At 37.2% G+C, this 22,152-nt stretch carries 22 protein-coding genes; 12 read left to right on the top strand and 10 right to left on the bottom strand.

Features of this window, described 5'->3' with window-relative positions:
- Positions 1-36: 36 nt before the first annotated feature.
- From murQ to J7Q84_RS03495, 3 genes are all read left to right on the top strand, one after another.
- A complete protein-coding gene (gene murQ / locus J7Q84_RS03505) occupies positions 37-924 on the top strand; it encodes an N-acetylmuramic acid 6-phosphate etherase (protein ID WP_209092987.1) in 888 nt (295 codons plus the stop codon).
- Between the two features lie 86 nt (positions 925-1,010).
- A complete protein-coding gene (locus J7Q84_RS03500; RefSeq protein WP_209092986.1) occupies positions 1,011-1,343 on the top strand; it encodes a DUF1904 family protein in 333 nt (110 codons plus the stop codon).
- 208 nt (positions 1,344-1,551) lie between these two features.
- The gene (locus tag J7Q84_RS03495) at positions 1,552-2,406 is read left to right on the top strand and encodes a DegV family protein (protein ID WP_209092985.1); all 855 of its coding nucleotides are present in this window, start codon (positions 1,552-1,554) and stop codon (positions 2,404-2,406) included.
- 81 nt (positions 2,407-2,487) lie between these two features.
- Here J7Q84_RS03495 and J7Q84_RS03490 read toward each other — a convergent pair whose 3' ends face one another.
- The gene (locus tag J7Q84_RS03490; protein ID WP_209092984.1) at positions 2,488-3,669 is read right to left on the bottom strand and encodes an ABC transporter permease; all 1,182 of its coding nucleotides are present in this window, start codon (positions 3,667-3,669) and stop codon (positions 2,488-2,490) included.
- A gap of 611 nt (positions 3,670-4,280) precedes the next feature.
- Between J7Q84_RS03490 and J7Q84_RS03485 the strand changes: the two genes are divergently transcribed.
- The 6 genes from J7Q84_RS03485 (at position 4,281) to J7Q84_RS03460 (ending at position 11,989) form a co-directional block, all read left to right on the top strand.
- Positions 4,281-6,038, top strand: coding sequence for an ABC transporter ATP-binding protein (locus J7Q84_RS03485; protein WP_209092983.1), 1,758 nt, complete (start codon positions 4,281-4,283; stop codon positions 6,036-6,038).
- Positions 6,035-8,050: an ABC transporter ATP-binding protein gene (locus J7Q84_RS03480; RefSeq protein WP_209092982.1), complete on the top strand. Its 2,016-nt coding sequence runs from the start codon at positions 6,035-6,037 to the stop codon at positions 8,048-8,050. The genes J7Q84_RS03485 and J7Q84_RS03480 overlap by 4 nt, the downstream gene beginning before the upstream one ends.
- Before the next feature lie 285 nt (positions 8,051-8,335).
- The gene (locus tag J7Q84_RS03475; protein WP_209093119.1) at positions 8,336-9,598 is read left to right on the top strand and encodes a hemolysin family protein; all 1,263 of its coding nucleotides are present in this window, start codon (positions 8,336-8,338) and stop codon (positions 9,596-9,598) included.
- A gap of 140 nt (positions 9,599-9,738) precedes the next feature.
- On the top strand, positions 9,739-10,542 hold the full coding sequence (locus J7Q84_RS03470; RefSeq protein ID WP_209092981.1) for an amino acid ABC transporter substrate-binding protein: 804 nt from the start codon (positions 9,739-9,741) through the stop codon (positions 10,540-10,542).
- Positions 10,529-11,227: an amino acid ABC transporter permease gene (locus tag J7Q84_RS03465; RefSeq protein WP_209093117.1), complete on the top strand. Its 699-nt coding sequence runs from the start codon at positions 10,529-10,531 to the stop codon at positions 11,225-11,227. The genes J7Q84_RS03470 and J7Q84_RS03465 overlap by 14 nt, the downstream gene beginning before the upstream one ends.
- A 27-nt stretch (positions 11,228-11,254) precedes the next feature.
- A complete protein-coding gene (locus J7Q84_RS03460) occupies positions 11,255-11,989 on the top strand; it encodes an amino acid ABC transporter ATP-binding protein (RefSeq protein ID WP_209092980.1) in 735 nt (244 codons plus the stop codon).
- Positions 11,990-12,104: 115 nt separating this feature from the next.
- Here J7Q84_RS03460 and J7Q84_RS03455 read toward each other — a convergent pair whose 3' ends face one another.
- Positions 12,105-12,308 carry an alpha/beta-type small acid-soluble spore protein gene (locus J7Q84_RS03455; RefSeq protein WP_209092979.1) on the bottom strand — a complete coding sequence of 68 codons (204 nt, stop codon included), beginning with the start codon at positions 12,306-12,308 and terminating at the stop codon, positions 12,105-12,107.
- 253 nt (positions 12,309-12,561) lie between these two features.
- Between J7Q84_RS03455 and J7Q84_RS03450 the strand changes: the two genes are divergently transcribed.
- Together J7Q84_RS03450 and J7Q84_RS03445 are read left to right on the top strand one after the other, a co-directional pair.
- Positions 12,562-12,756: an alpha/beta-type small acid-soluble spore protein gene (locus J7Q84_RS03450; protein ID WP_209092978.1), complete on the top strand. Its 195-nt coding sequence runs from the start codon at positions 12,562-12,564 to the stop codon at positions 12,754-12,756.
- A gap of 60 nt (positions 12,757-12,816) precedes the next feature.
- Complete coding sequence (locus tag J7Q84_RS03445) at positions 12,817-13,062, top strand: hypothetical protein (protein ID WP_209092977.1); 246 nt, start codon at positions 12,817-12,819, stop codon at positions 13,060-13,062.
- Positions 13,063-13,168: 106 nt separating this feature from the next.
- Here J7Q84_RS03445 and J7Q84_RS03440 read toward each other — a convergent pair whose 3' ends face one another.
- The 7 genes from J7Q84_RS03440 to J7Q84_RS03410 all read right to left on the bottom strand — a co-directional run bounded on the left by J7Q84_RS03440 (position 13,169) and on the right by J7Q84_RS03410 (position 20,797).
- Positions 13,169-14,281 (bottom strand): ABC transporter ATP-binding protein, encoded by a 1,113-nt coding sequence (locus J7Q84_RS03440; protein WP_209092976.1) that lies wholly within the window; start codon positions 14,279-14,281, stop codon positions 13,169-13,171.
- A 128-nt stretch (positions 14,282-14,409) separates the two neighbouring features.
- Positions 14,410-15,333: a PucR family transcriptional regulator gene (locus J7Q84_RS03435; RefSeq protein WP_209092975.1), complete on the bottom strand. Its 924-nt coding sequence runs from the start codon at positions 15,331-15,333 to the stop codon at positions 14,410-14,412.
- A gap of 202 nt (positions 15,334-15,535) precedes the next feature.
- Entirely contained in the window at positions 15,536-15,745 is a 210-nt protein-coding gene (locus J7Q84_RS03430) for a YheE family protein (RefSeq protein ID WP_209092974.1), read from the bottom strand.
- Between the two features lie 61 nt (positions 15,746-15,806).
- Positions 15,807-16,973, bottom strand: coding sequence for a YheC/YheD family endospore coat-associated protein (locus J7Q84_RS03425; RefSeq protein WP_209092973.1), 1,167 nt, complete (start codon positions 16,971-16,973; stop codon positions 15,807-15,809).
- Positions 16,970-18,337 carry a YheC/YheD family endospore coat-associated protein gene (locus tag J7Q84_RS03420; protein WP_209092972.1) on the bottom strand — a complete coding sequence of 456 codons (1,368 nt, stop codon included), beginning with the start codon at positions 18,335-18,337 and terminating at the stop codon, positions 16,970-16,972. The genes J7Q84_RS03425 and J7Q84_RS03420 overlap by 4 nt, the downstream gene beginning before the upstream one ends.
- Positions 18,334-19,422, bottom strand: a complete 1,089-nt coding sequence (locus tag J7Q84_RS03415) for a YheC/YheD family endospore coat-associated protein (protein ID WP_209092971.1) — start codon at positions 19,420-19,422, stop codon at positions 18,334-18,336. Before J7Q84_RS03415 ends, J7Q84_RS03420 begins: the two co-directional genes overlap by 4 nt.
- A gap of 4 nt (positions 19,423-19,426) precedes the next feature.
- Positions 19,427-20,797, bottom strand: coding sequence for a YheC/YheD family endospore coat-associated protein (locus tag J7Q84_RS03410; protein ID WP_209092970.1), 1,371 nt, complete (start codon positions 20,795-20,797; stop codon positions 19,427-19,429).
- Between the two features lie 214 nt (positions 20,798-21,011).
- On the opposite strand from J7Q84_RS03410, the gene J7Q84_RS03405 reads away from it, so the two are divergent.
- Positions 21,012-21,365 (top strand): YlbF/YmcA family competence regulator, encoded by a 354-nt coding sequence (locus J7Q84_RS03405; protein WP_209092969.1) that lies wholly within the window; start codon positions 21,012-21,014, stop codon positions 21,363-21,365.
- 119 nt (positions 21,366-21,484) lie between these two features.
- On the opposite strand, the gene J7Q84_RS03400 is transcribed toward J7Q84_RS03405, so the two are convergent.
- A complete protein-coding gene (locus J7Q84_RS03400; RefSeq protein WP_209092968.1) occupies positions 21,485-22,102 on the bottom strand; it encodes a DNA-3-methyladenine glycosylase in 618 nt (205 codons plus the stop codon).
- Positions 22,103-22,152 lie beyond the last annotated feature (50 nt).

Genomic DNA, 22,152 nt, shown 5'->3' with positions numbered 1-22,152 from the left:
GAAATAAAATTTCAAATAATTTAAGTAGGTGACAGCATGCTCGAACATTTGTCTACTGAACGTCGAAATGAACGCACAATGAATTTAGACGAAATGACTACAATAGAAATTTTAAAAGCAATGAATGAGGAAGATCAAACTGTTCCTATATCTGTTTCAAAAGAAATTAAACATATTGAAGCTATCGTGCAAAAAGTAGTTGCTTCCTTTAAAAAGGGCGGCCGTTTGATTTATATGGGGGCAGGTACAAGTGGAAGACTAGGAATTTTAGATGCAGTAGAATGTCCACCGACTTTTGGTACGGATAAAGAAATGGTTCAAGGATTAATAGCAGGCGGAGTGGAAGCGTTTACGGTTGCAGTTGAGGGAGCAGAAGACAGTGAATCCTTAGCTGTTGAAGACTTAAAAGCGATTTCTCTTACAAACAACGATACCGTCATTGGGATTGCAGCAAGCGGCAGAACTCCATATGTGATTGGTGCTCTGAAGTACGCAAAACAAGTAGGTGCAAATACCGGGAGCATTTCCTGCAACAAAAATGCTGAAATCAGCAAATACGCTGAAATAAGTATAGAAGTGGAAAGTGGAGCGGAAATTTTAACAGGCTCTACCCGTTTAAAGGCAGGAACTGCGCAAAAGCTTGTGTTAAATATGATTTCAACGACGTCCATGATTGGCATAGGTAAAGTATATAAAAATTTAATGGTAGATGTACAATCTACTAATTTGAAACTAGTTGAACGCTCTAAACGCATCATCATGCAAGCGGCAGAGGTTGACTATGAAACAGCAGCTAGGTTTTATGAAACTGCAAATCGTAATGTAAAAGCGGCGATCGTGATGATTTTAGTTGGTTGTGACTATAATATGGCTTTGCAAAAACTCCAAAACGGAGATGGGTTTGTGAGAAAAACAATTCAATAAGATTTGTAGAGAAAAAGGTACGGCATAACCGTATCTTTTTTTGTGGTAAAATAAAACTATAGTAGTTAGGAAGGGGAGAGATTTATATGCCTCAGTTGTTAATTCGCGGAATTAATCCGAAACAAGTGTGTGAAATCAGTGAAGAGCTTGTTAGAGAACTAGCCGATATTTGCGAATGCGGCACAGACAACTTTATGTTGGAATGCCAGCATACAACGTCTATTATAGACGGGAAAATAGTTGATTCCTATCCGTTTATTGAGGTCGGTTGGTTTGAGAGAGGCCAAGAGACGCGTGATCAATTTGCAAAAGCAATAACCAAGCATGTAATGTCTCTTGGCATTCCAGAAGTGGAAGTTGCGTTTGTAACTTATAGGGAAAACAGCTATTATGTGAATGGTGAACGCTGTTTTAAGTAAGAAGCCTGTTTATATACAGGCTTCTATTTTTTGGATGGAAGTAATCAAGAACGCCAGAAGAAGAAAGCCTTCTACTGCAGGAGGTTTAGTTTAAGAAAGCGTATACATAATAGAGAATAGTATGAAACTTTTCTACTGTAAGAGCATAATTATGTAGTAATCTATATTAGTAATTACTAGTACCTAGTATAAAATTAGGGGAGGTAGTATGAAAAAGAAAATTGCTTGGGTTACTGACAGTACTGCTTATATTACGGAAGAATTAAAGAATAATCCTGATGTTTTTATGATACCCTTGTCTATTATTTTTGGGGAACGTGTGTATGAAGATGGCATGACTATAAATGAAGAAACATTATATGAGAAAATCAGGGAGTACGACGTGTTACCAACAACATCGCAACCTTCCATAGGGCGATTTGTAGAATTGTATGAGAGATTAAGGGATCAGTATGAAAAGGTAATCATGATTCATGTTTCTGAGCAGTTGAGCGGAACTGCTTCAGCAAGTAAACAGGCTGCGGATTTAGCAGGGATTGATTATGTTTTGATCGATTCGTTGTCTGTATCTTACGGTATTACGTATTTATTAGAAACGGGAATTTTGTTACACAAACAAGGAAACACTGTCGAAGACATTGTTTCATATTTGAAAGCCACAATTCCAACTTTGGAAAATTATATTTTAGTAGGAAGTTTGTCACAATTGCACAAGGGCGGCAGAATGAGCAGCAGCCAATTCTTGCTTGGTACACTCTTGAATATTAAACCTATTTTGCAAATACAAGGAGGAACAATTCACGTATACGATAAGGTTCGATCAGGGAAAAAAGCAGCAAAACGTATCTTAGAAGAATGCCAACATTCGATTGCAGCAAATGGAGTAGAGAAGGTTGCGGTTTTACATGGAAACAGAAGAGAGGATGCCGAGGAGTGGAAGAACCAACTACTCACTATTTTTCCATACTTAACTATTGATGTTGCTCCTATCACATCTGTGGTCAGTGTCCATGCAGGAGAGGGTACATTGGCTGTTCTTTGGTATAATAGAACCGCCCGCTGAAGCAGCGGGCGGTATTTAGAGTGAGTGATAATCTGCATAATCCTCTTTCGCAGTTTAAGGAAAACTTTTAGACGATAATAGCTATATACGCAGTTTCTTTGGTACTATCAAATAGATGTAGAGTACTATATATATCATTCCAATGAAAAAACCTACAATGAAAATGTTTTTGGCCCAAATAGCTAAAATGATAGTAAATACAGTATTTTCAATAAGAATTAACAAGAATAACAGTAATAAAAAGGATTGTTTCCGTTTTTGTAAGGAAAGGGGATATAGATCCATGATTATTTTTCCATAAAAATGCTTCCATAGTGGAATAGTTTGAAATGCAGTCATAAACAGAAAAAGAATTAGTACCCCTAGCTTTCCATAATCTCCTGGAATATAATATAGGGCGATGCATCCAATTAATATAAGTCGTATGTAGAGTGTTAAGTAATCATTTCCTCGGACGAACACAAGAGTGTATGCGTAAAGGAAAGGTGATTTTACTAGGATACTAATCGGCAAGCTGATTAGTTTGCGCGCTTTCACTTTTTTGTTAATGTGAGGAACATCCATAAACAGATTAATAAAACGATAGAAGGATATATTCATTTGCTGTTCTCGAGCAATCAGCCTTTCCCAATGAATGAATTTGCTGTTTATCTTTTGATAAAATAGGGTTAATCCAGCTCCTAATAAAACAATAACTACTAAAAGTAAAGAAGATTGTAAGTAAAGGAAAACAAAAGCTGTATTAAATATATAACGTGTTGTGTAATCTAAGTATAGAGAAGAGGGTTCTCTGTTTTTTTGAATAATCCAATATAAATACATATTCCATGCTTTTAGTAAACAAAGAAATAAAAGTCCAATCAGAAACAATGCTATATTAGCTTTTGGATTATGCATATAAAACGGAACCAACGCTAATCCGGCAACAAGAAGCGGAATTATTGAAATTGTATAACTGTAAATAAATGAATGCAGAAAGTAGGTCTTCATTTTCTCTTCTAAAGGAAGTAGAAATACGAGATCCCCTTCTTGCAAGAAGGTACGAATGCGGCTGCGTGTTAGAAAAAAAGCTAATATGACAGCTATAATTAAAGAAAATGGTGTTTGAGGAGCTACTGAAGGAAGCAATTTTGCATACCAATATCCTCCCAACCCGAATAAAGTGAGAAAAGCATAAAATACACTATTGCCAATCAGGGCAAAATATTTAGCAGTTTTTTGAGTGTGAATGTGGTACCTTTGATACCATAACATCTTTATCATATTTATACCTCATTTCTAAAATAAGCTGGCCATACAGGTAATCAGCTTATTAATACTACATGATTTCTTTTTTTCCTTTGTATTCTTTACTAAAAAAACATAAGGGAAAAGAAGCTTATAAAAAGAAAGTTACATAAAGGTATGTTATCAATTAATTTTTGAAAATTATGTAAAAATCAATTGACAGAAAAGTCGGTTTAATAATACAATTAAACATGTAAAAAATAGGAAAAGGAGGGTTACGTGATGATTGTAGCAAGAACAGTACTAGGATATAACTGCATACTCATATACGTAACCGATAAGAGAGAATTTATGTAGTATTCTCTTCTTCTTTGTATGTTCGGAATTCATATGGATATCCGCGCCTGTTACGTGTACTTGTAACAGGCGCTTTTTATGCTTTTGGGCATATCGTCAAAGCGGCGGTATGCCTTTTTTATGTTTAAAAGCGGGTTATTCTCACATTTATTGTGATTATGATAAAAAATGAAGAAGAGGGGAATGGGATATGCAGACAAAAAAAGTGTTATTGACAAGCGATAGAGGAAATATGGACAGTAGCTAGAGATAGAAGGAAAGATAGTTACAACTGAGAGGAGATGAGAGTGTTGTTTGCAGTCTTACAGAAGTTAACGTGGTTTTTTAAAGAGAATTGGAAGAGGTACACGATTGCCATTACATTATTAATGATTGTGAATTTTGTTGAAATCGTACCCCCAAAATTAATTGGGGTGGCTATAGATGATATTAAAGAGGGGAATTTGACAACAAGAATAGTTCTTTCGTACGTAGGTATTTTACTGGGCGTAACAGCCGCTAGCTATACTCTGTCTTATTTTTGGCAATATAATTTATTTGGCGGGGCATTTGTATTAGAAAAAGTGATGCGCTCTAAGTTAATGGGGCATTTAGTCAAAATGACACCTAGCTTTTACCAAAAAAACCGTACTGGAGATTTGATGGCTCGTGCAACAAATGACTTAAAAGCAATATCCATGACAGCCGGATTTGGCATTTTGACCTTAATCGATTCTAGCATGTTTATGCTTATTATTTTATGCATGATGGGGTTTACTATTAGTTGGAAGCTTACGCTTGCAGCATTGATTCCGCTTCCTGTTATGGCGCTTGCCATGAATATTTATGGTAAAAGGCTGCATGAAAGCTTTATAAAGGCACAGGACGCGTTTGGTGATATGAATGATAAAGTGTTGGAATCCATTGCCGGTGTACGTGTAATACGGGCATATGTACAAGAAAAGGAAGACCAGAAACGATTTTCTCATCTTGCTGATGATGTATTTGATAAAAATATGCAAGTAGCAAAAATTGATGCTTTGTTCGAACCGACAATTAAAATGCTCGTTGGAATGAGCTACTTAATTGGGCTCGTATATGGAGCATTTCTAGTATTTAAAAATGAGGTGACGTTAGGAGAGCTTGTTTCCTTTAACGTATATTTAGGAATGATGATTTGGCCAATGTTTGCTATTGGTGAATTAATTAATGTCATGCAACGAGGCAATGCATCGCTCGATCGCGTGAATGAAACGCTGTCATATAAGCAGGACGTAGTAAATGATAGACACCCTACTCTGGTTGATAAGCCTGTAAATGTGGAGTTTCAAAATGTTTCATTTTCGTATCCCACTGCAAATAGTAAAAATTTAAAACAAATCACGTTTTCATTAAAACGAGGGCAGACATTAGGCATTGTGGGAAAAACGGGGAGCGGCAAAACAACACTCGTGCGTCAGCTGCTGCGTCAATATCCTGTTGGTGCAGGAACGATAAGTGTGAATGGAGTGCCGCTTGAAAAAATACCAGTTGAAAGTGTACTTAGCTGGATCGGTTATGTTCCTCAAGAGCATGTTCTGTTTTCAAAAACAGTCAAGGAAAACATTTTGGTTGGAAAGAATGAAGCGACCGAAGCAGAGCTTCAAAAAGCGATTCAACTTGCTTCTTTAGAGAATGATGTAGAGTTTTTATCAGAAGGATTAGAAACGCTTGTAGGAGAAAAGGGAGTATCGTTGTCAGGCGGACAAAAACAACGTATTTCTATTGCACGTGCGATGATTTCTGATCCGGAAATTCTTATTTTGGATGACTCTCTGTCAGCGGTAGATGCACGGACAGAAGCAGCCATCATCCAGAACATTCGCAGTGAACGAAACAATAAAACAACGATTATTACAACTCATCGTTTATCTGCTGTACAGCATGCGGATTGGATTCTTGTACTAGGTGAAGGAAAGGTTACAGAAGAAGGTACACACGAAATGCTGATTGCAAATAACGGATGGTATAAAGAACAGTTTGATCGTCAAAAGCTTATGAATGAAGAAGAAAGCGGGGTGAACGTATGAAAGTTGGAAAACGCTTATTTCAATATGCCTTGTCAGTAAAAGGAGTTATTATTGCTGCGCTTGCTATGCTGACTATTTCAGTAGTTGCGGAGCTGACAGGACCGTTTGTAGCAAAACGAATGATTGATCAGCATATTGTAGGAATTGAGCAGCCGTGGTATGAAACAACAGAAGGTCATGATGCCGTACAATACAAAGGAACTTGGTACAAGAGGAGTGATCGGTTCAAAGTCGATGAAAACAAGGGAAAAGAAATTCATATTCTCCAAGTGAAACGAGCGTATTATTTTATCAATGGATCAGTTTCCTTTGATGGTAAACGTTCAGTAGTCAATAATGTCATAACAATTAAAAATGGAGAGGCTGTTCAAGTTTATAAGGGACAAAAATTGTCTGTTGATGAACTATTTGCGTTTTACGAACCGGAAATTGGCCGGCTGCTTTGGCTTGCAGGAGGATATTTTGCCTTGTTAGCTGTAGCATCCGTCTTTTCATACGGACAAAAATTATATTTACAAAAATCTTCCAATAAAATTATTCAAAACATGAGAGAGGATGTCTTTGCTCACATTCAAACACTGCCGATTAAGTATTTCGATCACTTGCCGGCGGGGAAAATTGTGTCTCGCATCACCAATGATACAGAAGCGATTAGAGAGCTTTATGTAACAGTATTGGCAACCTTTTTCTCCAGCATTATATACATTACAGGTATTTTTATAGCCTTATTTTTGCTCGATATGAAATTGGCCGGAATTTGTTTAGTAATTGTACCTATTTTATATTTATGGATGGTGCTATACCGAAAGTATGCTTCGAAGTATAATCATATCATTCGAACACGTTTGTCCGATATTAATGGTATGATTAATGAATCTATCAACGGTATGACGATAATTCAAGCGTTCCGGCAAGAGAGGGAAACTAAAGGGGAGTTTGAAGCATTAAATAATGATTATTACGCACATCAAAACAAGCTGTTAAGCTTGAATGCAGCAACATCGCATAATTTAGTCGGTGTACTGCGCAATATGGCGTTCATCTCCGTCATTTGGTATTTTGGAGGCGCGTCTCTCACTGCTGAAAGCGCAATTTCTCTCGGAGTACTGTATGCGTTTGTTGATTATTTAACACGCTTGTTTTCACCTATTACAGGTATGGTTAATCAGCTTGCTAATCTTGAACAGGCACTAGTGGCATCAGAGCGTGTATTTGAGCTGCTTGATGAGAATGGAACAGCAATAAGTAGCAACAATGTGAAGCGTTACAAAGGAAATGTGGAATTCAAGAATGTTTCTTTTGCATATAATGAAAAAGATTACGTATTAAAAAACATCAGTTTTAAGGCGACGCAAGGAGAAACTGTTGCTTTGGTCGGGCATACGGGATCAGGGAAAAGTTCGATTATGAACGTATTGTTTGGGTTTTATGAGTTTCAAAAGGGAGATATTACAATCGATAATCAGAGCGTGAAAGATATGCCCAAGCAAACGTTGCGTGAGCATATGGGTATTGTGCTGCAAGATCCATTTTTGTTTACCGGAACTATCGCATCTAATGTAGGTCTTGAAAATCCAAAAATCAGCCGAGAAACAATTGAAAAAGCAGTTAACGATGTAGGAGCAAATCGTTTTATAGCGAATTTACCCAAGGGACTGGATGAGCCAGTCATAGAAAAAGGAAGCACACTTTCTAATGGAGAGAGGCAGCTCATTTCTTTTGCAAGAGCATTGGCATTTGATCCTGCTATTCTAATATTGGATGAAGCGACATCCAGCATTGACACAGAAACAGAAGCTCTTATTCAAAATGCATTAGAGGTGCTGAAACAGGGACGCACTACCTTCATTATTGCACATCGGTTATCTACAATTAAAAATGCAGATCAAATTCTTGTGTTAGATCGCGGGGAAATTATTGAGCAAGGAACACATGAAGAGCTTATGATGAAGGGCGGGCGTTATGCACGCATGTACCAGATTCAATCAGCAGGCGGTCAAATGGCAATGTAATATGATTGTGATAAAGAAGAACGGAGCATGGAGTCCAACCAAGCTCCGTTTTTTAGAAAGATAAGAGATAAAGTAAAATTTCTACCAGCTAGCAGTTTTCTTTCTTATTTATTTTGAAGCTGAGCCTCATAGTCATGTGAAGCTTTTCTGAATTATTCTCTCTTTTCTCTATTGTAATTGAAGAGGAAATATAAAAAATGTGTATTTGTTAGCTATCTTAATCCATCTGTGCATAAGTTGTATAGAAAGTATAGCTTACTTTAAAAATTAGGAGAGTGAAGAGTGTTGGGCGAGCTGCCTTTGAATACAATTTTTAGTTTAGTCCTATTGATAATATTATCTGCCTTTTTTTCCTCTGCAGAAACAGCATATTCAAGTGCTAATAGAATTAGGCTGAAAAATTACTTGGATGAAAAGCGGCCAGGCAGTAAGAATGCATGGTATATTACAGAAAATTTTGATAAGGCGTTATCCACTATTCTTGTTGGAAATAATGTTGTTAATATTGCTGCTGCTTCTATTGCTACAAAGGTATCCATAGACACCTTTGGGGCGGCAACGGGTATTTTATTCAGCACTACTTTTATGACAATTGTTATTTTAATTTTTGGAGAGATGCTTCCCAAATCATTTGCAAAAGAAAATGCTGAATCCTTCGCATTGCTCATTTCAAGTATCATGGTATTTTTAATGAAGCTATTCACTCCTATTACATATTTATTTGTTCTGCTCAAAAAATTCATATTAAAGTTATTTCAGAATACGGTACAAGAACCGTCTGTCACGGAAGAAGAAATCAAAGTAATGGTGGATTTAAGCGAAGAAGAAGGAGTCATTGACAATAAAGAAAAAGAGCTTGTGTATCGTTCTTTAGAGTTTAATGATATCCTAGTTGGAGAAATTTTAACGCCTCGAATTGATATGATAACAATTGAGGTGAATCAGCCTATTGAAGAAATCTGTAATCTGTTTTTAGAAGAACGCTATTCGCGTATTCCTGTATATGAAGATAACATTGATAATGTAATTGGTATTTTGTCTGAACGAGAATTTCTAAGTCATCTTGTACGCAAGCAAGAAATCAATATTAGGGCACTTTTAAGGCAGCCTCTGTTTGTTGTGGAATCGATGAAGATTTCGACACTGCTTCCAGAATTGCAAAAAAGCAAGGTACATATGGCAATTGTTGTAGACGAATTTGGCGGCACTTCAGGTCTTATTACGCTTGAAGATATTTTAGAAGAAATTGTGGGAGAAATATGGGATGAGCATGATGAAACTGTCAAAACAATTGTTCAAATTGATGAAAATACGTACAAAATGAACGCGGAGCTTCCTTTAGATGAATTTGTGAAAATGATGAATATTCCTGAACCTAACAGCGATTACCATACTTTGGGAGGCTGGATTTTTGAGCAATTTGAACGAATTCCGATTGCAGGCGAACAGCTTCAATATAAGAATATGGTTATTACAATCGATGAGGTAGAAAACAGAAGAATACGGAAGGTAACGATTGCTGTTACTGGCTTTGAACATGATGAGTAGACAAACAATCTACTCTTTTTGTTTTGGTTTTTTTTCATAAGGTTAAACTAAGGAGAGAGATTTTAATTGCAAAAAAATAAAAATTAGACTACAATCAGTTATGTTATTAATTCCGATATGAATACTGGAGGATTTGTATTATGAAAAAAATATTTTCATTTATTTTATTAGTTACGCTTGCTTTAGGCGTTATTGCAGGTTGCACAAAACAAGAAACAAAAGATACGGGAGCTAAAGAAGGCGATGTGCTCGCAGATGTGAAAGAAGAAGGCGAGATGTTAATTGGAACAGAAGGCACATACCCCCCTTTTACATTTCATGATGATAACGGTAAGCTTACCGGATTTGATGTAGAGCTGGCGGAAGAAGTAGCCAAGCGTATAGGAGTAAAAGCAATATTTAAAGAAACACAGTGGGATGCTATGTTTGCAGGATTAGATGCGAAACGTTTTGATATGATTGCCAATGAAGTTGGTATCCGTGAAGATCGTCAAAAGAAATATGACTTTTCTAAGCCTTACATTTCTTCATCAGCAGTATTAGTGATCGCAAAAGATAAAGACAAGCCTGGTGCATTTGAAGATATGAACGGTTTAAAAGCTGCACAATCTTTAACGAGCAATTACGGCGATATGGCAAAAAAATACGGTGCTGAACTTGTCGGGGTTGATGGGTTTAATCAAGCAGTAGAATTATTAACGTCAGGCCGAGTGGATTTAACTATCAATGATCGCCTGTCTGTATTAAACTATCTGGCAACGAAGCAAAATGCAAAAGTGAAAATCGTGGATACCGAAAAAGAGGCATCTGAAAGCGGCTTTATGTTCCGCAAAGGAAGCGATTCTCTTGTCGAGGCTGTAGATAAAGCATTAGATGATATGCAGCAAGACGGAACATATGACAAAATTGCAAAGAAATGGTTCGGTGAAGATGTATCTAAATAGTGTAGTAAATTCTGATCGATTGTCCGTTTGGGTTGATGTTATAACAGCATCCTTTATGCCTTTGCTAAAGGGTGCTCTTTTCAATACTATACCGTTAACTCTTATTACTTTTGTTTTAGGTTTAATATTAGCAACGATAACCGCCTTATGGCGTATCTCTGGAAATGCTGTATTAGAATGGATTGCCAGGGTATATGTATCAATTGTTCGAGGAACCCCGTTACTTGTACAGCTTTATATTATTTTTTATGGGTTGCCGACTATTGGTGTTACAATAGACCCGTTTCCTGCAGCGGTTATCGGTTTTTCATTGAATGTAGGAGCTTACGCATCTGAAATTATCCGTGCATCTATTTTATCTATTCCTAAAGGACAGTGGGAAGCTGCATACACCATTAATATGTCATATCGACAAACACTGCAGCGGATTATACTTCCACAGGCTGCAAGAGTATCCGTACCGCCATTGTCCAATACATTCATCAGTTTAATAAAAGATACATCACTTGCTTCATTAATTTTAGTAACAGAGATGTTTAGAAAGGCTCAGGAGATTGCATCTGCAAATTATGAGGTGTTAATGGTCTATTCATTAGCTGGCCTTATTTATTGGGTAATTTGTTTCTTACTCTCGCTTGTGCAGCAATCATTAGAACGCCGTTTAGAACGTTATGTTTTAAAGTAAGCATTCTGCTGTAAAGGAGATTAGAGTATGATTTCGATTCATCATTTACAAAAAAGCTTTGGAGAAAATACAGTCATTCGTGATGTGAATGTAGAAGTAGCAAAGGGTGAGGTCGTAGTTATTATTGGTCCATCAGGCTCAGGAAAAACGACATTTTTGCGCTGCTTGAACGTACTAGAAATGCCGAATAGCGGCACTATTCAAATTGGAGAAGAAGTCGTTGATTTTTCAAATAAAATCTCCAAAAGTGACATTGCTAAGCTTCGCAAACAAACAGGTATGGTGTTTCAGCATCATAATTTATTTCCTCATCTTACGGCTCTTGAAAATGTAATGGAAGGGCTTGTTACTGTAAAAAAAGAAACTAAGGGTAATGCAAAGCGAAAAGCGGCTTCTTTTTTAGATAAAGTAGGATTGAGTGATAAGATGGATTTATATCCGTTCCAATTGTCCGGCGGGCAGCAGCAGCGTGTCGGTATCGCAAGAGCTTTAGCGATGGAGCCGCAAGTCATTTTATTTGATGAGCCAACGTCTGCCTTAGATCCCGAGCTTGTACAGGAAGTATTGAAGGTTATGAAAGAACTCGCACTTGAAGGGATGACGATGGTGGTTGTGACTCATGAAATGCGATTTGCACGTGAGATTGCTAATCGAGTTATTTTCATGGATGACGGGATTATTGTAGAAGAAGGCACACCACTGGATATATTCGAGCATCCAAAACAAGAGAGAACAAAGCGCTTTTTACAATTGATTCAATAAAAAACTGTCACAGCCATACACGCTGTGACAGTTTTTTATGTATTATACAAGTGTACAAATCAAATAGAAAGGACTCAGCTTTTACACTGAGCCCCTTTAGCCATTGTATATTCAATTATTTTTGGTATCCGCCTAATTGTTGTTCAGCCATTGCAACAAGACGTTTTGTAATCTCGCCGCCTACTGAACCATTTGCACGAGCAGTTGCGTCAGCTCCTAAACTTACTCCAAACTCAGAAGCAATTTCGTATTTCATAGAATCTAATGCAGCTTGTGCACCTTGTACTGCTAATTTATTAGATGAATTTTGACTTGGCATAGCTGTCATCTCCTTAATAAGTTATTTGGTTGGATTAGCTGGAGTTGCACCAGGATTCAGCCTCTATCGGCTCTAATCCAATGTAGTGAAGTAACTTACTGTACTAATAGTATGGATAAGAAAAAAAGATATATGCTTAAAGCTATATAGTAAATTTTTCTAGGAAAATTCCACAATTTTCAAATGTTCTTTAAACATATTCAATAAACTTTTTCACATACTATCCATACACCAACTAAGGAGGTGAAATCACATGGCAGGAACTAACAATCTTGTAGTGCCTGGAGTACAAAGTGCTCTTGATCAGATGAAATATGAAATTGCTTCTGAATTTGGCGTACAATTAGGACCCGATGCTACGGCGCGCGCGAACGGCTCTGTTGGCGGAGAAATTACAAAGCGTCTTGTATCGTATGCTGAACAACACTTAGGCGGGTTTTCAAAATAAATAGATGGCTATAGGGGCGGGAAAACCCGCCTCTTTTACATTTCAAGGGGGCAAATAAAGATGGGGCTTTGTCCGAGATGTAACGGGTTTACTAATTCTGCATATCAATGTCCTTCATGTTTGGATGAACTGCAAGACTGTGGAAGAACAGTAGATTATTTAGATGATTATAGCGCATATATGGATCAGCAGCTGCTTGAGCAAGTGGATGGATTGAAGGAAATAGAGTCGGGTATCTATTGTATGCATGTATTTTATTGCGCGACATGTAGGCAGGAATTACAGCTGAAAGTAGATTTAATGTAAAAAAATCCGCCTCATTAAAGGCGGACTTTTGTGTTTTATAAGAGGGAGAATGTAATGTACTTGTTAGATCTTCTCATTCTTTGGAATCGAGTTTTTTAAAGTATTTTTATTTTTCGCTTGCACTGCGAATACGGCGTTCGTTTTCTACGTCGAAGAAGTGAACTTTATTCATATTGAATGCAAGTTGAACGACTTGTCCAGGCTTAAATTCTGTGCGAGCATCCACGCGCGCTACGAAATCTTGTCCACCTGCTTGAGAATATAGCATAGACTCTGCACCAAGCAATTCAGCTACTTCGATTTTTGCGTTAACTACGGAATCTAATGAGGCGTTAATAAAAACTGGCTCATCGTGAATATCTTCTGGACGGATACCCATAATAATTTCTTTTCCAACGTAGCCTTGCTCACGCAGGAACTTCATTTTACCTTCTGGAACCTTCACAGAAAGATCGTTTACAGTAAATATGTCTTCAGTCAGTTTGCCTTTGAAGAAGTTCATCGCAGGAGAACCGATAAATCCACCTACGAACACTGTTTCTGGCTTTTCATAAACTTCTTTTGGTGTTCCTACTTGCTGAATAACGCCATCTTTCATAACGACCAAGCGAGTGGCCATAGTCATAGCCTCTGTTTGATCGTGTGTTACGTAAATGGTTGTTGTTCCCAAGCGTTGATGAAGCTTTGAAATTTCTGCACGCATTGATACACGTAATTTTGCATCTAAGTTTGATAATGGCTCATCCATTAAAAATACTTTTGCGTCACGAACGATAGCACGCCCTAAAGCAACACGTTGACGTTGGCCGCCGGACAGCGCTTTTGGCTTGCGCTCTAGGTATTGCTCTAAGCCAAGGATACGGGCAGCTTCTTTTACACGGCGATCAATTTCATCTTTTGGAAATTTACGAAGCTTTAAACCGAATGCCATATTGTCATATACACTCATATGAGGATATAGTGCGTAGTTTTGGAATACCATTGCGATATCACGATCTTTTGGCGCTACATCATTGACACGTTTGCCATCAATCAAGAAATCACCCTTTGAAATTTCTTCTAAACCAGCAATCATACGAAGGGTAGTAGATTTTCCACAGCCAGATGGACCGACGAATACAATAAATTCTTTATCTTTGATATGGAGATTGAAATCTGTAACGGCCGTTACATTATTATCGTAAATTTTATAAATATTATCTAACTTTAACTCTGCCATGCAAATGCCTCCTCACAGTATCGTGAAATCGTTTTCTTATATTGTAAGTGTAACCAAATCAATGGAACTTGGTAAATAGGTAACGTGAATAAAAAAAGTGTTCGAATTTGTGCAATATGTACAAAAAGTCAGATAGAAGCCTGCTCATAAGCAAGAAGTGCTAGATAAATGGAGACTGCCCCTTTAAAGCTTTTAATATCAATCCCTGTTTTTTCGATAAATTTATCGACACGATATTGTACGCTATTGCGGTGCATATACAGTTTTTTAGCAGCGAGCGAAACATTCATATTATATTCTAAAAATGCTCGAATAGTAGTAAGTAATTCTTTGTCTTCACTTACGTCTTGCAATATTTGCTGTGAGAATTGTTGATGTGTTTCTTGTTTGATTTCATTTAAGAGAAAGCGTGGGAGAATATCCTCCATTTGAAGTAAACTTTTATTTTTATTGTATTGACGCACTGTTTGGAAAATCTGGTTCTCCCAATGAAACGAAGATATAAGAGTACTATCCAATGGATATAGTCTGCCTGCAAAAGCAGTGATAGAAACGTAAAAGTCACTTATTAACGTATCAAAAATATGATTATTTAACAGCTGTTCCGGATTTTGTTCCTCGTAAATTTCAATAATAGTTCCATATTGGTTATCTTTCCAAACGATAATGAATTGTGATGAAAGTAAGCCGTATAACGCTTCTTCAAAAGCTAATTTTTCAAAGAAGGGCTCCCTTATGTGAAATTGAATAAAGCGAATAAAGGTATTTGCTTTATTTATTTGTTCTAATAATGCATGAACTTGCTCTTCGGCGTTTTTCTGGAATAAGAGCTTTTGCCATAGACGTTGTTCTGAAGAAAAATGAAGGGTTTCATTTGTAATAGGAGTCAAAAACAAAGATATAATAGCAAAGTCTTTTTCGCTTATGGTTTGTTTTTCTATTCCTATAATTGAATTTGTTTCATCTGCAAACCACTGATAATCTTCTTGATTGTCCGGCAGTGTGTTAATTATAATGGCTCCTTTGTAATAGTCCTTTAATCGCTCCAGCATGTGTTTATCCCCTTGCGTATATGATCAAATATTATCCCGTCTTTATATGCCCTGCTTTAAGGCTGCTAGGGAAGAAAAAGCAGGAAGAACTGACTAGTTGGTTTAGTTAAATAAGTAGTGAGAGAAGAAAGCAAATCACCACTCATAGAAGTTTCACTTTATTGTAACATAAAAAAATCCCCTTAGAAAAAGGGGATAGCTCTCACTTATAAACATGGAACAGCATAAGGTCGTGAATGTGTGAGACGATTTGTTTTTGCATATCCTCTGGAGGCTCAGCAGAAGTCCATTCAACTCGGCCTTCTTTATGATAAACAGCAGTATAATAGGTTCCTTTAAAAAAGAAAGAAATATTCCATCCTGGTAATTCGGTTCCCGGATAAAGTGGTTTCCATTGAAAGTGTACAAGCATATTGTGTTCCCCCTTGTTGATCCTTATAAGAAACCAATACGCTGTTTTTTGTCGAAATCCTTTAATTTGAAGAAGAAAATCCAGCCTCTTCCTCAAAAATGTTTAAAAGATTTTTTACAGCTTGCCGTTGTATAAGAGGCTCGTCAAATATCATGGGTTTAGCATTTATTTCAAAGATATAGTAGTGTCCATTTTGTTCAATCCCAATATCAATGGAAAACTCTTTTATATTACCAAATTTTTGCATAAGAGTATAGCCGCACTCAGAGGCAATTCTTGCAATGAGTTTAATATCAATTGGATACTTCAATTGTTCTATTGAAATGATTTCTCCACCGTTTGGCACGTGTGTAGCAATACCGTTTTTAGGAGCAACCCTTACTCCGATTCCAGTTACTGTAAAGGCATGTCGTACATATTGCACCAACACTCGTAAATCATAGGGGCGTCCTTTGTACATGGCAACTTTTATAGTTTGCTGTGCCAGGTAAGAGTGAGAGGAGGTACTAAGAAACCTATAAACATCCTTCATGTTTGTTTCAATGGGCACTTCTTTAATATTTTGTCGGATTAAGCGGCCGTTTTGGAGCTGCTCTAATGTAAATAAATGCTTACCTTTTGCACTTTCACATGATTTTATATACAGCTTTTTATGCTGTAGTAACATAATTTCCAAGTCATGTTCTGTCCGTAGCAGACGTGTATGAGGTAAAAATGATTGCAAATAAGAATTTGCCTGTAATGTTTCGTATACTTGCCACTTAGAAAAGAAGGACGGATTAAATACCGGGATGTGTTTTTGTTGAAAATGTAGCAGCGCTTGCTGGACGCTGCTAAGCTTTTCATGAGTACGGTAGGGAACGCGATTATAAACAATATCAGGATAAGGCATTGTACATTTTCTCCACCGCTTCAAATTAATTAAGTACACATAGCCGTAAATCTTGTCTTCTTGTAAACTGAACGGAGTAAAGAGGAAGCTGATGCCTCCGCTTTGCTGCAGCTCCTCCTGCAATTGTGCCCAGCGTTTAAAATCACCAAATATTTTCCCGTTTTCCGTACCGCTTGTTAAAATTCCAATAAGCGGACCTGCTTTTGTTTTTGTATTTTTTATTAAAAAACAATACGAGGGCTGTAAGGGCTGTTGCGGATTTACGATTTTGTCACCGAATTGAAGTTGCGTATCCTTATGAAACCAGCCTTGTTTGTCATTATAATAAATATTCATCTTTCAAACAGCTCATCAGGCTGCAGTAAAGATTTTTCAGTCAGATATAAAGCATAAGCAAAAAAAAGCTCTTTTGTCAGGCGGTCGCTATCCTTTAGCTTCGGATAATCAAAGATAGAGCGGCCTGGTTTGGAATTTGCTTCAAATAGCCATACCTTTCCGTTTTTATCAAGACCAATATCGAAGCCTATTTCACCGATATAACCTTCGATTTGTCTATCGATACATTCGCTTAACAATAGAGTGGCTTTTACAAGATTTTCTCTTACTTGCTCCCGCTCTGTATAATCTGGAAATATTTCTTCAAGGGTTTTTACATCGCCGCCATTATTAATATGGGTTGTCATACTACCTTGGCCGGCTATTTTAGCTGCGATTGCACTCAATTGCCAGTTTCCTTGTATATTTTTATTCGTATGAATACGGAAGTCAACCGGCTGCTGGTTTACTCGTTTTAAAGCAATACCTTGCTGCACTATAAATGTTTCTAAGTCGCGGTCTCCTAATAAATGATTGATTAATTTTTCTAATGTTTGATATTTTCGCAGTTTGTTTTCATCGTTATCACGATAGCGGCAGTAGTATACGTTTTCCTCAAAGGAATAGAAAATTTGATAAATACTGGAACCTAAGCTGCCGTCCATTGGTTTCACATACACATGACCATATTTTGAAAGCATAATTTCAATTGTTTCAAAATTGGTAAAACGATGTGTTTCTGGGAGATAGCTAGCAACAGCCTGTTCATTTTTCAATAGTTTATAAATTTCCCATTTGTTAAAGAAACCAGGGTTGAACCAAGGGATTAAATATTCTGTTTGCAAACGGTCTTTTACACGTGCGATTGCCCGGTGATTTTCTGTTTTTCGATTAGGAAGTCTGTCATACACAACGTGAGGGAAGGGTACATCATATTGGCACCAGCGGTTTTCATTATAGAAATAGCCGGTAATTGTTCCTTCCTGCCAGTTTATATTATGTGAACCGAACACAAATATAAAAGCTTTAAAACTTTGATTGGCTGTTAGTAGATTTGCAAAAAACATGGAACGTTCTCCCAAAGGACGAAGGTAGGATTCTGTAAAACCGGCTGTGAAAATCCCAATAAGCGGACCTAAAAAAATAGTATCATCTTTAGTAAAGGCATGGATTTTACTTTCGTATGGGATTCCAAGTTCTTTAAAAAGATCTTTTCCGATTGTAATTGTATTCGGAGACATATAATCTGGCAGAATTGCACACTCAAATAGTTTTGTACCAAATGAGATGGAGTGAAGGGAGTTTATATTTGGAAATGTGTAGGGTATAAATACTTTATCAGGTTCACGCTCCCCTAATACGATAGAATAAGCGGAATGATTCATGGGCGTTCAGCTCCTTTTTTGGAAATTGAGTCGGCAAGAAAACGGCAGTATTCAAGAGGTGCAGTAAATAATGATTCATGACATGCTGGGTTTGCTTCCATAATGACCTTTCGTCCAGGCTTTGAATTTACATCTAAAAGCCAAACAGCCCGCTTCCTATCAATAGCTATATCTAAGCCGATTTCAAATAATGGTGGCAATTCTTCTTCAAGTGCAAGGGGAACGTTTTGTATAATTGTATTAATATCATCCTCAAAGAGCACAATATCTCGGTTTCGTAAGCTTATTTTCCATTCTTCGTACGGTACGACACTGCTCCCAATGCTTAAGTTTGAAATAAGGTGATTAGGGGCACCCAATCGTACACCTCTTCCAGCTTCTTTCCATAATCCAGTTTTATCTTTTTGCAGTAAAATTCGAATATCAAATGGACGTCCTTGCACATCCTGTGCGGATAACAACGGCTGCATCATATAGGCTTGATCTGCCAAGAGAGCTTGGAGATAGGTTTCTAGTTCCTCCTTTTTGTAAAAAGGCTTTGTTGTAACCTCATGCTGCTTTTGGACGGATACTTCCAGTCTTCCTCTTTCTAAGGTTAATCGTACAATCCCATTTCCTTGTGACCCGTTTGCCGGTTTTAAAAGCAAGTAGCGTTCTTTCATTAATACATTGTATATAGTAGCCGCAGACTCTGCCTCTTCGGTTTGAGGCAGATAAGAAGCGGCAACGCGATTTTTGGAAAGAACAGCATATGTTTGTAATTTGCTTGGCAGTCCGTAACCTAAAAAGGTTGTGGAAGGACGATTTTTGAGCCATTCAACAATCGGTCGAGCTTTTTGAGAACTACTGTTTGCGCTGTAGAAGCAGCGGTCATAAATATAAGGGGGAATAGGAAAAGATTCTTGGGTCCACTGTTGTATAGTTGGCTGAAAACGTAATCCATGAACTATTTCTGTAACTGGGTCAATACTTGCTGGTGTAAAGCGGACGATTTGGATATTATAGGAATCAGCTCGTTTCGCAAGCTCGGTGAAATAGTCTTCTTCTTGGTTGAAACGAATAGAAAGCAAACCGAGTGTAATCATATTTTCACTCCTTATGAAATTGTTGAGCAATATGGATACAGTAGTATAAAACAGATTTAACAGAAGGGCGGATACTATTCATCGAAGCAGCAGGCAGCAACTCCTTAGACGGCTTTGAGTTAACCTCAATAATCCAAGGGTTGCCTTCCTTGTCAATTGCCATATCGATACCAAGTTCGCCAAATAAGCCTTCATAGGTTAGACTGATGCATTTAGCAGTTTCAAGTGCTAGTTCAGCTAATAACTTTTTGATATGCTGCGTTGTTTTTGCATCAAAGGTATATCGCAAAACATCATCAATTTTGTGAATTTCACCGCCAAGGGCGACGTTGGAAACGAACTGTTCCTTTGAAGAAACTCTGGCAACAGCAGATGTAACTTTCCACTTGTTGTAGCTATTCATATGACAAAGAATGCGGAAATCGAGTGGTCTTTCCTTAAATGTGTATAAATCCAATCCTTTTTGAACGATATAGGGCTTTTGCTTGATTTGTTGCTTAATAGATTGAAACAACTTTGTGGAAGAATCATAGCAAGTTTGAATTTCATCCTGAAATGAGGTGTACTCTAAAATATATTGGGTGGTATGCTTTTGAATTTTAAAAATATGTCTGCCTTGACTTCCAAATACAGGTTTGACAAATACAACAGTGTACAAATCCAGTGATTCTTCTAATATTTTCATGTTGCGAAACAATTCAGTAGGAGGAACATAAGGTTGTAAATGCGGTGCAGCCTGCAGTGATTCATAGACTTCCCACTTATTTAGAAATCGAGTATTAAAATAGGGAGTACCTTGCTTGCTTAGAATATCTTGCAGTCTTTGAAACATTATACCCTGTTCTGTTTTTCGAGAATGAATCCGATTGTGAACAACATGAGGAAATGGCATAGTTGCTTTGTGCCATTTCTCATTTTCATAGTAATAACCTTGAATTTGTTTCTCGTTCCATAAAGGAAGGGAGGTTACATAAAAGAAACAGCCACTATTTTGAGCAAGATGGGCAATCTCTTCGCAAAAGGAAGAAAGCGTTCCGAATGAAACGGGATAGGCTTGTTCTTTTATTTCTGTAAGCAATGCTACGATAGGGCCTAAAATCAGTTTGTTTTCAGATGGAAGGTAGTCGCAGTGAAGACTATGATTCTTTATAGGTAATAAAAGATGAGAAAATAAAGCCTCGCTGCAATGGATAACAAATTCCTTTTCATCTATTGAAGTAATATTCACAGGAACGCTTGTTAGACCAAAAAAAAGAGTAATTTCTTCATTTGTTTTCACTTTCCAGTAAGAAAGCAAGCGGCGACTTACTTGAATGTCCGCAATCTTTTTTATTTTTTCATTTGGTAAGAGCTTGATCGTTGTGGTGGAAAACATATAAGTCCCTCATTTGTTTATATAATGGATAAGTCTTATCTTCATGGGCGATTGTCTATGTAGCATCTTATGATAAAACAAAAGAGTTTGTGAAATATGGAAAAAATAGAACTTTTACGGCAAATGAATTTGCATAAGATGTAGTTTCAAAACTACACATATAATACATAGTCTGTTATAGTTAAGGGGCAGTCCGTGTAAAGGAGGAAATGAAATGGCAACAAACATGTATGATGCAGCCTATGACTTACAAAAAGCAATCACTGAAAATCCGGATTATCAAGCTCTTAAGACGAGCTATCAACAAGTACAGACAGATCCACAAGCAAAACAACTATTTGAACAATTCCGTGCCGTACAAATGGAGCTTCAGCAAAAGATGATGCAAGGGCAAGAAATTACGGAGCAAGATAATATGAAGGCGCAGCAAATCGTAGTGCAAGTGCAGCAAAACCCTAAGATTTCTCAATTAATGCAAGCAGAACAACGCATGAATATGCTTATTACAGATTTAAATAAGATTATCTTAAAGCCGCTTGAAGAATTATATGGTCCTATGCAACAATAGGAAAAAGCCTGCTTCCTTTAAAGAAAGCAGGCTTTTTTAGAGCATTATGATTTAAATAACAAGAGACATTCCATTGCTTTTTATTGTATATCATGGTTGCTTCTTTATTATATGTATATCTATTTTTTAGAAATACAGGGATGATCCTTAAAATAAAAACGCCATGGATAGTCAACGGCTTCTTCAGCATAATCAATCCCGATACGTGGGCCTGCGATAATGGAGTGTGTAGTAGATAAATGCACGTCAGGCTCGACATACTCTATATACAGCTCATTGCTTAAAAGAGACAGCCCTGTTTGCTCTTTTGTAATATTCATGGCACGACAGAGCTTGCCTGGACCGTTGGTTAAATTCTTCCATTGTTGCTTTGTAATAGTATTCTTTCCGTAACGAGATAGCTTCATTTCTTCAATGCTTTCCGCAGGCTCCAAAGCTCGAATTAATACACCTTGAGGCACTTCTTTGTGTGCTGTGATAATATTAAAGCAGTAGTACATACCGTAAATGAAATAGACATACGCATGTGCTGGAGGCCCGAACATTACTTCTGTCCGTTTTGTGCGGCGTCCACCGTAACTATGGGCTGCTTTATCATCGGGTCCTTTATATGCTTCCACTTCTACTATGTATCCGCTTCGCTTGTCTCCATTCACAATATGAACAAGCTTATGACCAAGCAATCGCGTAGCGACCTCTAATGTATCTCCTTCATACCAAGAAAGAGGGAGTTTCAAGTAAAGTTCACTCCTTTTTATTATTATTTTTTCATAAAAACGTACTTATT

It is taken from the genome of Bacillus sp. 165 (genome assembly GCF_017742235.1).
GTDB lineage: Bacteria > Bacillota > Bacilli > Bacillales > Bacillaceae_G > JAGHKQ01.
The sequence above is the reverse complement of the archived record's forward strand: the minus strand, read 5'-3'. Positions and strand labels throughout refer to the sequence as shown.

Excerpts from the sequence above, each read along its gene's own strand:
- J7Q84_RS03410 (WP_209092970.1), bottom strand. The coding sequence starts at position 20,797 with ATGTTTTCCACCACAACGATCAAGCTCTTACCAAATGAAAAAATAAAA.
- murQ (WP_209092987.1), top strand. The coding sequence starts at position 37 with ATGCTCGAACATTTGTCTACTGAACGTCGAAATGAACGCACAATGAAT.
- J7Q84_RS03420 (WP_209092972.1), bottom strand. The coding sequence starts at position 18,337 with ATGAATCATTCCGCTTATTCTATCGTATTAGGGGAGCGTGAACCTGAT.
- J7Q84_RS03425 (WP_209092973.1), bottom strand. The coding sequence starts at position 16,973 with ATGAATATTTATTATAATGACAAACAAGGCTGGTTTCATAAGGATACG.
- J7Q84_RS03415 (WP_209092971.1), bottom strand. The coding sequence starts at position 19,422 with ATGATTACACTCGGTTTGCTTTCTATTCGTTTCAACCAAGAAGAAGAC.
- J7Q84_RS03405 (WP_209092969.1), top strand. The coding sequence starts at position 21,012 with ATGGCAACAAACATGTATGATGCAGCCTATGACTTACAAAAAGCAATC.
- J7Q84_RS03490 (WP_209092984.1), bottom strand. The coding sequence starts at position 3,669 with ATGATAAAGATGTTATGGTATCAAAGGTACCACATTCACACTCAAAAA.
- J7Q84_RS03495 (WP_209092985.1), top strand. The coding sequence starts at position 1,552 with ATGAAAAAGAAAATTGCTTGGGTTACTGACAGTACTGCTTATATTACG.
- J7Q84_RS03445 (WP_209092977.1), top strand. The coding sequence starts at position 12,817 with ATGGGGCTTTGTCCGAGATGTAACGGGTTTACTAATTCTGCATATCAA.
- J7Q84_RS03430 (WP_209092974.1), bottom strand. The coding sequence starts at position 15,745 with ATGCTTGTACACTTTCAATGGAAACCACTTTATCCGGGAACCGAATTA.
- J7Q84_RS03480 (WP_209092982.1), top strand. The coding sequence starts at position 6,035 with ATGAAAGTTGGAAAACGCTTATTTCAATATGCCTTGTCAGTAAAAGGA.
- J7Q84_RS03435 (WP_209092975.1), bottom strand. The coding sequence starts at position 15,333 with ATGCTGGAGCGATTAAAGGACTATTACAAAGGAGCCATTATAATTAAC.
- J7Q84_RS03460 (WP_209092980.1), top strand. The coding sequence starts at position 11,255 with ATGATTTCGATTCATCATTTACAAAAAAGCTTTGGAGAAAATACAGTC.
- J7Q84_RS03440 (WP_209092976.1), bottom strand. The coding sequence starts at position 14,281 with ATGGCAGAGTTAAAGTTAGATAATATTTATAAAATTTACGATAATAAT.
- J7Q84_RS03500 (WP_209092986.1), top strand. The coding sequence starts at position 1,011 with ATGCCTCAGTTGTTAATTCGCGGAATTAATCCGAAACAAGTGTGTGAA.
- J7Q84_RS03455 (WP_209092979.1), bottom strand. The coding sequence starts at position 12,308 with ATGCCAAGTCAAAATTCATCTAATAAATTAGCAGTACAAGGTGCACAA.
- J7Q84_RS03465 (WP_209093117.1), top strand. The coding sequence starts at position 10,529 with ATGTATCTAAATAGTGTAGTAAATTCTGATCGATTGTCCGTTTGGGTT.
- J7Q84_RS03470 (WP_209092981.1), top strand. The coding sequence starts at position 9,739 with ATGAAAAAAATATTTTCATTTATTTTATTAGTTACGCTTGCTTTAGGC.
- J7Q84_RS03450 (WP_209092978.1), top strand. The coding sequence starts at position 12,562 with ATGGCAGGAACTAACAATCTTGTAGTGCCTGGAGTACAAAGTGCTCTT.